This is a genomic window from Mycobacterium sp. 852002-51971_SCH5477799-a (genome assembly GCF_001667145.1).
Lineage (GTDB): Bacteria > Actinomycetota > Actinomycetes > Mycobacteriales > Mycobacteriaceae > Mycobacterium.
Genome location: NZ_LZIF01000104.1, coordinates 79,512 through 89,993, shown reverse-complemented (window position 1 = coordinate 89,993; position 10,482 = coordinate 79,512). Strand labels below are relative to the sequence as shown.

At 67.5% G+C, this 10,482-nt stretch carries 9 protein-coding genes; 8 read left to right on the top strand and 1 reads right to left on the bottom strand.

The window, feature by feature from the left end:
* From A5753_RS15680 to A5753_RS15650, 7 genes are all read left to right on the top strand, one after another.
* Positions 1-2,302 (top strand): cation-translocating P-type ATPase (locus A5753_RS15680; RefSeq protein WP_231990089.1); only part of this gene is annotated, 2,302 nt, incomplete at its 5' end.
* Positions 2,303-2,476: 174 nt separating this feature from the next.
* The gene (locus tag A5753_RS15675; RefSeq protein ID WP_067129744.1) at positions 2,477-3,871 is read left to right on the top strand and encodes an alpha/beta hydrolase family protein; all 1,395 of its coding nucleotides are present in this window, start codon (positions 2,477-2,479) and stop codon (positions 3,869-3,871) included.
* A 260-nt stretch (positions 3,872-4,131) separates the two neighbouring features.
* Entirely contained in the window at positions 4,132-4,941 is an 810-nt protein-coding gene (locus tag A5753_RS15670; RefSeq protein WP_067129741.1) for a polysaccharide deacetylase family protein, read from the top strand.
* Positions 4,942-5,071: 130 nt separating this feature from the next.
* Entirely contained in the window at positions 5,072-5,698 is a 627-nt protein-coding gene (locus tag A5753_RS15665) for a TetR/AcrR family transcriptional regulator (RefSeq protein ID WP_067129738.1), read from the top strand.
* Positions 5,695-6,810: a glycosyltransferase gene (locus A5753_RS15660; RefSeq protein ID WP_082971344.1), complete on the top strand. Its 1,116-nt coding sequence runs from the start codon at positions 5,695-5,697 to the stop codon at positions 6,808-6,810. Before A5753_RS15665 ends, A5753_RS15660 begins: the two co-directional genes overlap by 4 nt.
* Before the next feature lie 131 nt (positions 6,811-6,941).
* Positions 6,942-8,231 carry a lipase family protein gene (locus A5753_RS15655; RefSeq protein WP_197694708.1) on the top strand — a complete coding sequence of 430 codons (1,290 nt, stop codon included), beginning with the start codon at positions 6,942-6,944 and terminating at the stop codon, positions 8,229-8,231.
* Positions 8,232-8,274: 43 nt separating this feature from the next.
* Positions 8,275-8,907, top strand: a complete 633-nt coding sequence (locus A5753_RS15650) for a TetR/AcrR family transcriptional regulator (protein ID WP_255361367.1) — start codon at positions 8,275-8,277, stop codon at positions 8,905-8,907.
* Between the two features lie 51 nt (positions 8,908-8,958).
* Here A5753_RS15650 and A5753_RS15645 read toward each other — a convergent pair whose 3' ends face one another.
* Positions 8,959-9,567: a TetR/AcrR family transcriptional regulator gene (locus A5753_RS15645; protein WP_067129732.1), complete on the bottom strand. Its 609-nt coding sequence runs from the start codon at positions 9,565-9,567 to the stop codon at positions 8,959-8,961.
* 67 nt (positions 9,568-9,634) lie between these two features.
* On the opposite strand from A5753_RS15645, the gene A5753_RS15640 reads away from it, so the two are divergent.
* A complete protein-coding gene (locus A5753_RS15640) occupies positions 9,635-10,465 on the top strand; it encodes an alpha/beta fold hydrolase (protein ID WP_067129730.1) in 831 nt (276 codons plus the stop codon).
* Positions 10,466-10,482: the final 17 nt, after the last annotated feature.

The window sequence follows — 10,482 nt, the reverse complement described above, 5'->3', positions numbered from 1 at the left end:
GCGAGAAATACAGGACGGGACCCTCCCCGGCCCCACCGCGTCCCCCACTCAGCGCAGGATCGAACTCGACATCACGGGGATGACCTGCGCCTCCTGCGCGGCCCGGATCGAGAAGAAGCTGAACAAGCTCGACGGTGTCACGGCGACCGTCAACTACGCCACGGAGAAGGCCGCCGTCACGGCACCCGCCGGTTACGACGCGCGGATGCTCATCGGCGAGATCGAGAAGGCCGGTTACGCCGCCGTCCTGCCACCGCGAGCACCCGAGCGCCACAGCGATCAGGCGGCTCTGGCGACACCGGATGACCCCGAGCTGACGTCGCTGCGCCGGCGTCTGATCACCGCAATCGTGTTGGCCGGCCCGGTCATCGCCATGGCCATGTTTCCCGTCCTGCAATTCCCCCGCTGGCACTGGGTCTCGCTCGCCCTGACGACCCCGGTCGTCGTGTGGTGCGGCCGGCCGTTCCACGCGGCCGCCTGGACCAACCTCAGACACGGCGTGGCCACCATGGACACCCTCGTCTCGCTCGGCACCATGGCCGCATTCCTGTGGTCGCTGTACGCCCTGTTCCTCGGGACGGCGGGCCAACCCGGCATGCAACATGACTTCGAGCTGACCGTCGGACGCGACGGCGCTCCGTGCCACGTCTACTTCGAGGTCGCCGCGGGCGTGACCCTGTTCGTCCTTGCCGGCCGCTATTTCGAAAGGCGTTCCAAGCGGGTGGCCGGCGCCGCGCTACACACGCTGCTGACGCTGGGCGCAAAAGACGTCGCAGTGCTGCGCCCCGACCTTCAAGGCGCCGAGACCCGCATTCCGATCGAACGGCTCGCGGTCGGCGACGAGTTCGTGGTGCGCCCCGGGGAACGGATCGCCACCGACGGGATCGTCGTCGCGGGTTCCTCGGCCGTGGACGCCTCCATGCTGACCGGCGAGTCCTTCCCGGTCGAGGTGGGCGAGGGTGACGCCGTCACCGGCGCGACCGTCAACGCCGGCGGCCGGCTCGTCGTCCGCGCGACCGGGGTCGGCGACGACACCCGGCTCGCACAGATGGCCAAGCTCGTCGAGCGGGCCCAGTCCGGCAAGGCCCGCGTGCAGCGCCTCGCCGACCGCATCTCGGCGGTGTTCGTCCCCGTCGTCCTGGCGCTGGCGTTGGCGACCCTGGCCGGCTGGCTCGCGGCGGGCTTCTCCCTGACGACCGCCCTGACGGCCGCGGTCGCGGTGCTGATCATCGCCTGTCCGTGCGCCCTGGGGCTGGCGACTCCGACCGCCCTGCTGGTCGGCACCGGCCGCGCCGCTCAGCTCGGCGTGCTCATCAGCGGGCCCGAGGTGCTGGAGTCGACCCGCAACGTCGACACGATCGTGCTCGACAAGACCGGCACCGTCACCACCGGCAAGATGACCCTGGTCGAGCTGATCGCCGGCGCCGACACCGAACCCGCCACGCTGTTGCGCTACGCCGGCGCCCTGGAAGACGCCTCCGAGCATCCCGTCGCACAAGCAATCGCGCGCGGCGCCACGGCGCAACTCGGCGCGCTTCCAGCACCCACCGACTTCACCGGCGTCAACGGCAGGGGCGTGCGGGGCACGGTCGACGGCCGCGCCGTCGTCGTCGGGCGTGAGAGCCTGCTGACCGAATGCGGAATGCTCCTCGACCCCACCCTGTCCGCGGCCAAAGCCCGCGTCGAGAGCGAGGGCAAGACCGCGGTCGCCGTAGGCTGGGACGGCCTGGTCCGGGGCATCCTGGTGGTCGCCGACACCGTCAAGCCGTCCAGCGCCGAGGCGGTGCGGCAGTTCATCGGGCTGGGCCTGACGCCGGTGCTGCTGACCGGCGACAACGCCACAGTCGCCGCCCATGTCGCCGGCGAACTCGGCATCGCGCGGGTCATCGCCGATGCCACACCCGCCGACAAGGTCGCCGCCGTCGAACGCCTGCAATCCGAGGGCAAGGTGGTCGCCATGGTCGGTGACGGCGTCAACGACGCCGCGGCGCTGGCCGCCGCCGACCTGGGCCTGGCCATGGGCACCGGCACCGACGTCGCGATCCAGGCCGCCGACCTCACGGTGATCCGCGGCGACCTGCGCGCCGCGGTCGACGCGATCCGCCTCTCCCGGCGAACGCTGACGACCATCAAGACCAACTTGGTGTGGGCGTTCGGGTACAACCTCGCCGCGATCCCCCTGGCCGCGCTCGGCATGCTCAACCCGATGTTCGCCGGCGCCGCGATGGCCGCCTCCAGCCTGCTGGTCGTGGGTAACAGCCTGCGGCTTCGCTCGTTCACCAGCGTCATCGCCGACGCATGAATCGGCTAGCCCGAAGCCGCGCACATTCGTTCGGCCCACACGCAGAAACGGTCGGGTGACGGGCCGGGATCGTATGGGATAGTTGGTCCGGCCGCCGCCTTCGGTGACCCCGACCGGCCCCTCGATACTCATCTCACCCGCGCGCAGCGATCGATCTAGCAAAGGTCACGACCGTTGGAGCAGTTCTTCGGACAATTGTCCCTGCTGCACGGCTGGTTTCCGCCGGCCGTGCAGGGCCTGGCTCTGCTGGTGTTGATCGTCGCGATCCGCTGGCGTTCGCGGCGCTGGCTGAAGCGGGTGCTGCCGGTGGCGTTGGTCGCGGCCGTCGCGCTGACCGCGCTGGCGTACTGGTACATCACCTCGCTCGGGGTGGCGGGGGATCCGGCGCCGACGGCGCTGTGGCTATGGATCGCGTTGGGCGGGTTGGCCGCCGCGGTCACGCTGGTGGGCTGGCCGGGCACCCGCTGGTGGCGCCGCGGGTTCGCGGTGCTATCGGTGCCCCTGTGCGTCCTGTGCGCGGGCCTGGCCTTGAACGGATGGGTCGGCTACTTCCCCACCGTGCTCGCCGCGTGGAATCAGCTGACGTCGGTCCCGTTGCCCGACCAGATCGACCGGCTGCGGGTCACCGAGATGCAGGTCGCGGGCACCAGGCCGACCAAAGGCGTGGTGGTGCCGGTGGACATCGACGACAACGGCTCCCACTTCGCCCATCGCCGGGAACTGGTCTATCTGCCGCCGGCATGGTTCAACAGCAATCCGCCGCCCCGGCTGCCGACGGTCATGATGATCGGCTCCGCCTTCAACACCCCGGCCGACTGGCTGGGCCCCGGCGGCGCATTCACCGCGATCGACAATTTCGCCGCCGCGCATCACGGGTTCTCTCCGGTGCTGGTGTTCGTCGATCCCACCGGCTCATTCGACAACGACACCGAGTGCGTCAACGGCGCCCGCGGCAATGCCGCCGACCATCTGACGAAAGACATCGAACCCTTCATGGTGTCGAACTTCGGCGTGAATCCGGACCGGGCCAATTGGGGGGTCGCCGGATGGTCCATGGGCGGTACCTGCGCCGTCGACTTGGCCGTCATGCATCCGGAGATATTCAGCGCGTTCGTGGACATCGCCGGTGATCGCGGGCCCAGCATCGGTTCCAAAGAGGCCACCCTCGCCAAGCTGTTCGGCGGCAACAGCGCCGCGTGGGCCGACTTCGACCCGATCACCGTCATGAACCGGCACGGCCACTACACCGGCCTATCGGGATGGTTCGACGTTCCCTCGTCGTCGGAAGCCAGCAACGTCGCCGAGGAAGCCAGCCCCACTCTCAGCGCCGCCACCGCCGATCCGGCCGCGAACCCGGAAGGACAGGACGCCGCCGCCAACGCGCTGTGCGCCGCCGGAGCCGCCCACGGAATCGCCTGCGCGGTCGTTACTCAACCCGGTAAGCACGACTGGCCGTTCGCCGCTCAGGCGTTTGCCACGGCACTGCCCTGGCTGGCCTCGACGCTGGGCACGCCCAATGTCGAACCGGTGCAGCTGCCGCAGCGGGCCGCCGTCGGGGAACCGCATTGATTGCGCTGGTCGGCTCGCGTGAACCGGGAGCAACCAATGTCGATCAGAATTCTCAGCTGACCCTCCCGTAACGGAGCCGACATTCGGGCACCGCGAATGGTACGGTTCGCGGCTGTGGCCTTGATGTTGTGCACCAACGGCGGTTCCTGCGGGAGCCCGCTTATTGCGCAGCGCGCCGCGATAAACGGGCGAATAGTCGGGCCGATCTCGCGATTGCTGTCGCCGCGTGATCATTTGATCGACGCGCTCGCTTGTCAGTCATGAACCGCCGCCAGTTCCTTGGATCACTCGCCGCGTCCGTCGTCGCCGGCGTAGGCGCCGCGCGGCTCATCGTCGATCCGCAGCCCCGCACGTTTGCCCAAGCCCCGGGGGCCGACATACCGACCTCCGGCCCGACCGCCCCGCAGGCCCTGTTGCCGCCCCCGCCGCTCAGTGCCCGCATCCCGCTGCCCGGCGGCGGTGCCCTGATGAAGATCCCGGGTGAGGGTGACCTGCTCGCGCTGACGGTCGACGACGGCGTCAACAGCGAGGTGGTGCGCGCCTACACGCAGTTCGCCAAGGACACCGGCATACGGCTGACCTATTTCGTCAACGGGATCTACGACTCGTGGACCGAAAACCTGGACCTACTGCGGCCGTTGGTAGACAGCGGTCAGATCCAGCTCGGCAACCACACCTGGTCACACCCGAACATGACTACGCTGACGAAAGAGCAAGTAGCCGAACAGCTCTCGCGCAACGACGCGTTTCTGAAGAACACGTACGGCATCGGCGCGAAGCCGTACTGGCGCCCGCCGTACGCGAAACGCAACGCCGCCGTGGACGCGGTGGCCGCCGACCTCGGTTACAAGGTCCCCACCCTATGGTCGGGGTCACTGTCGGATTCGACATTGATCACCGAGGAGTACATCGTGCAGATGGCCGATCAATACTTCACACCGCAGGCCATCGTCATCGGGCATCTCAATCATCTGCCGGTCACGCATGTCTATCCGCAACTCGTCGACTTCATCCGGGACCGGAACCTGCGCACCGTCACGCTCAACGACGTGTTTCTCAAGACCCCGTAGCGCCCAGACGCCGGCGCGATCGTCGCCGGTCCGAGCGAGTTCGGCCGTTTCCACTACCCCGCGTCGCGACACCGGCTCTCGATGATCCGCAAGTTGATGTCTATTGCCAGGGACATCAAATGATGGTTTCATGTACATCATCATGGACGCGAAATCGCGACGCTACGACATGCGAGCTCGCAACGAGTCGACGGCGGCTACCCGCAACGCCATCGTTGGGGCGGCCATCGATGCGGTCGTGGCGGAACGATCGCTCGGCATCACGCTCGGCACGGTAGCCGAGCGCGCCGGCGTCACGGTGAAGACGGTGCTTCGGCATTTCGGAAGCCGGGAATCGCTTATCGAGGCGGCATATTTGGCCGTCCGCCAAGCCGTCTTGGCCGAAAGAGTCTCGCCACCCGACGACCCTGAAACCGCAATCACGGTGCTCATCGAACACTATGAGGGGCGCGGGGACATGGTGCTCGGCCTGCTCGCCGAGGAGGATGACGATCCGCGAGCGCGACTGATGTGCGAGGCCGGAAGGACTCTGCACCGCGAGTGGGTGGAGGAAGTGTTCGGCAACGAGTTGCCCCTCGAACCCATTGAACGGGATCGGATCATCGATGCGCTCGTCGTGGCCACCGACGTATACAGCTGGAAGCTGCTCCGGCGCGACCGGCATCTGACGGTCGCCGAGGTCCGCAACCGCATGCAGCTGATGACCGACGGCGTGCTCACGGTGTCGCAGGGCGCCAACGCGCGGGCGGCGCCATGAAGGTTCTGTTTGTCGTTTTCGACGGCGGCGGCAACATTCCGCCGCAGCTGGCAGTCGCGGGGGCGCTGCGGGCCCATGGCGCCGAGGTCCGTTTCGTCGGTCACCAGGGCGTCCGTCAGCGCGTGGAGGACGACGGGTTTCCGTTCGAGACATTCACGTCCGCAACCAATTTCGACCCGACCGTGCAGCGGTCGTTGCTTGGCATGATGCTCAGCATGACCCGCGTCGCTATGGAACGCCAACTGGGCCGGGATGCGGTGCGGGCCGCGCGCCGGCACCGTGCCGACGTGGTGGTGGTCGACGTAATACTGACCGCTGCCGTTCACGAAGTAGCGGCACAAGGCTTCCCGACAGTGGTCTTCGGGCACTGCTTTCATCGGACCCTGCAAGACCTTGCCGCCGGTCCGATCGGATGGCTCCTGCGCCTCAAGGGCACCCCGGCCGGCCACCTCGAGCGAACCGGGGCGCTGCACATCGTCACCGCCCGCGCCGAACTCGACCCGGTGCGCGGCGTCCCCGCGGTCCGCCATGTCGGCGTTGTCTGGCAAGGCATTCCGATTGCAACGACCCCTCAGCCGGTACCCAGGATTCTCGTCAGCCTGAGCACCTGCGCTTACGCGGGTCAGCGTCGCATGCTGCAAAGGATCCTCGACGCCATCGAACCCCTGCCCGTGCGTGCGACGGTAACGTTCGGACCGGCCATCGATTCGTCTGGGCTGCGCGTGCCGGCGAACACATCGATGCATGCTTGGCTGGACCATGGCGAGGTTTTGGCCTCCGCCTCCTTGGTCGTCGGCCATGGCGGACACAGCACGGCGATGCGGGCGCTGTCTTTTGGTGTGCCCCTGGTGATCATGCCTGCCAACGCGCTGATCGACCAGCGTCGCGTTGGTGCTGCTATCCAGAGCCTCGGCGCGGGGATCTTACTTCGCAAGCACGCCGGCGTGCGGCGCATCCGCGCAGCGATCAGCGCGGTGCTGCAGGACCCGACCTACCGGGAATCGGCTGGAAAGTTCGGTGCGCAGATCCGCCGGGGCGACGGCGCCGAAGTGGCGGCCGCTGCGATCAGCCAGTTCGCGACGGCGGGTCATGCGCTCCGGCAAGGACATTGACAACTTGGGTCGGCGAAACGCCCGTACGGGTGACGTAACCGTTTCGCAGCAGCATCGGTAGGAAAAACCAATCTCTAAAAATTTAGAGATTGGTCTTCCGCTGGCGGCCCGGTGATTGTTACCGTTCCGTAATGCATCGGGCCGGGGGAGTTTTCGCAGTACTGCTGATAATTGCGTGCGCGCTCGTGGGAATGGGAAATGCGCGGGCCGACGGCGGTGACGAACCGCAGTACGCGGACTTCTACACCCCGCCGGAGCCGCTGCCGCCGGGCCAGCCGGGCGATCTGATCCGCACCGAGCCGTCGCGGCTGGTGCTGGAACCCTCCGGACAACTGGGTGCGATCATGGCCACCGGCACCCGGATCATGTACCGCAGCACCGATACGCGGGGCAACCCGATCGCGGTAACGGGCACCTACTTCGAGCCCTACAACGACTGGCCCGGGCTCGGACCGCGGCCACTGATCAGCTACGCGCCCGGCACCCAGGGCCAGGGCAATCAGTGCGCGCCGTCGCGAATGTTCAACCAGGGCATCCACTATTCGGGTGGCTGGGACATCATGTTCAACTACGAGGAGCTGTTCGTCGCGACCATGGTCGCGCGCGGCTTCGCCATCGTGATGACCGATTACCAGGGGCTGGGCACCCCATCCATGCACACCTACGTGGGCCGGGTGGCCGAGGGTCAGGCCGTGCTCGACGCGGCCCGCGCGGCCATCCGGATGCCCGGGACGTCGTTGGATCCGCATGGGCCGGTGGCGTTTTGGGGTTACTCGCAAGGCGGTGGCGCGACCGCGTCGGCCGCCGAGCTCGCCTCCCAATACGCCCCGGAACTCCACATCGTGGGCACCTACGCCGGCGCGCCGCCGGCCAACCTCAAGGAGCTGTTGCCCTACGCCGACGGCAGCGCGCTCGTCGGTGTAGTCGGGTATGCGCTCAACAGCGTCATGGCGGCCTATCCGGAATTCGCCGACATCATTCGTTCCAAGATGACACCGCGCGGGCTGGCAATGCTGGAGTCGGTCTCGCGGCAATGCGTCGGACAAACCCTGCTGGACTTCATGTTTCGCCACATTCAGCCCTATTTCACCGAGGACATCAATCAGCTGGTGAACGAGGAGCCGTTCAACAGCCTCTTCGAGGCACAACGGCTCGGGCGCTTCAAACCGAACGCGCCGGTGATGATCGACAGCAACCGCTATGACCCACTGGTGCCCTGGACCGCGGCCAACCAGCTCGGCCGCGACTGGTGCGCCCAGGATGCCGACGTCGAATTCCGCACCAACGAAGAGCCGCCCTTCCTCAACAAGCTCGTCATCAATCACGCGCTGCCGATGCTGGTCGACGGCGAACCGGCCATGCAATGGATCGCCGCGCGTTTCAACGGCGAGCCCACCACACCGAACTGCGGTCAGTTCTAACGGGTTCGCGCGATCGGGGCCGCCGCCGCCTTCGCCGGATAAACTGGGGTGTATCGCTGCACGCAGAAAGCACAATGCGCCGGAGCGGCGCCGCAAGCTCGCCGACGCCGCGATCGAGTTGCTGGGTGCCAACGGGGTGCACGGCGTCAGTCATCCGAAAGTCGATGACCACGCCGGCGTGCCGGCCGGCACCACGTCGTTCTACTTTCGGACCCGCAAGGCGCTGATGCACGCCATGGCCACACGGCTGGCCGAGCTCGACCTCGCCGACTTCTCGATGATGACCGAACTGGCCGATCACGACACACAGTTCACCGGCACCGCGGGCTTGGCCCGGATCGTCATGTACGTCAACAGCGAACCCTGGTTGACCCGCGCCAAGGCGCGCTACGAACTCGCGCTGCTCGCCGGCCGGGACCCCGAACTGGCCGCGGCCCTCAACGAATCCGCGGACCGGCTCTACGCCCTGGCGCGCAACGTCGTCACCCAATGGCATCCCGCCGACAGGCCGCCGGATCCGGCGCTGGTCGACGACCAGGCGACCGCCACGCTGGCGTTCATCAACGGCATCATGCTGACCTTCGTCGCCGGCCAGCCGGTCGTCTCCGACCCCGAGCACCTCGACCGGCTGATCCAGGGCGTCATCGCCGGCGTCGCCGAGGTTCAAAGCGGATAGCGAATGTTGCTTGAATTCAGAGGTTTCCGCTGCGGACGCCACTAATGGCCGTTACCGCGCGTCGAACATCGCATCGATGAGCCGGTGCAGCACCTGTCCGGTTTCTTGGCGGGTCCGCTCCCGGTCGTCGGCGGTCGCGATGACCATGGCCGCCTCGTCGAGCGCGCCGATGAGCACGTGCGCCAGCGGCCGCACCGGTTGCTCGGCCAGTTGGCCGGCCCGCATCGCCTCGGTGAGCATCTGCTCGGTCATGCCCAGGCTGTACCGCTGCGCGACGTCGCGAAACTCTGCCCAGCCGAGCACGCTCGGTGCATCCAGCAGGATCAGCTGGCGCACTTCGGGATCGCCCGAGACGTCGAGCCACGCGTCGACGGCGGCCCGGACCGCTTCCGCCGGGGTGGTGGCTCCGGACTCGGCCACCACGACGGCCATCCGCGCCATCACATCCTGCTCGACGACCTCGACCACCTCGCGCAAAAGCGCTGCCTTGTCGGCAAATTGGTGGTACATCGCGCCCCGGGTGACCCCGGCGACGGTCGCGATCTCGGGCGTCCCCACTTCGGCGTAGCCCCGCTGCCCCCACAGCGTGCGGGCAGCCGCAATCAGCGCATCGCGGGTCGCCGCGGAGCGCTCTTCCTGGGTCCGTCTCTTGATTTCCATACAACCTGTTGGTAACTTACGAACAGGCAGCCTGTTTGTAAGTGTACCCCCGAAGTAGGAGTTTGCTATGTCGACGATCGACATTAGTGCCGGAACCATCCATTACGAAGCAACCGGACCCACGGACGGCAGGCCGGTGGTGTTCGTGCACGGATACATGATGGGCGGACAGCTGTGGCGCCAAGTCAGTGAGCGCCTGGCCGCTCGCGGACTGCGCTGCATCGCACCGACCTGGCCCTTGGGCGCGCATCCGGAGCCGCTGCGCCGCGGCGCCGACCAGACCATCACCGGTGTCGCCGGCATGGTCGCCGAGGTGCTCGCCGCGCTCGACCTGCAGGACGTGGTGCTGGTCGGCAACGACACCGGCGGCGTCGTCACCCAGCTGGTCGCCGTGCACCATCGCGAGCGGCTGGGGGCGCTGGTGCTCACGAGTTGCGATGCGTTCGAGCACTTCCCGCCACCGATCCTGCGCCCGCTGCTCCTGGCCGCCAAATCAAAGACGTTGTTCCGCACCGCGATTCAGGCGGTCCGCGCGCCGGCCGTGCGTGCCCGTGCGTTCAACGGCCTGGCACACAGCAACATCGATGACCTCACCGAGGTCTGGGTGCGCCCGGCGCTATCGCTTCCCGCGGTCGCCGAAGACCTGCGGCAGTTCACACTTTCGATGCGCACCGAGGTGACGACGACGGTGGCGGCCCGGCTGTACGACTTCGACAAGCCGACGCTCATCGCGTGGTCGGCCGACGACGTGTTCTTCGAGCAGGAGGATGGGGTCCGGCTGGCCGCGACCATTCCCAACGCCCGCCTCGAAGTCATCGCGGGGGCCAGAACCTTTTCCATGGTCGATCAGCCCGACCGGCTCGCCGATCTGCTCTCGACGATTGCGGTGCGCGCCTGACCGACCGGCCTGCCTGA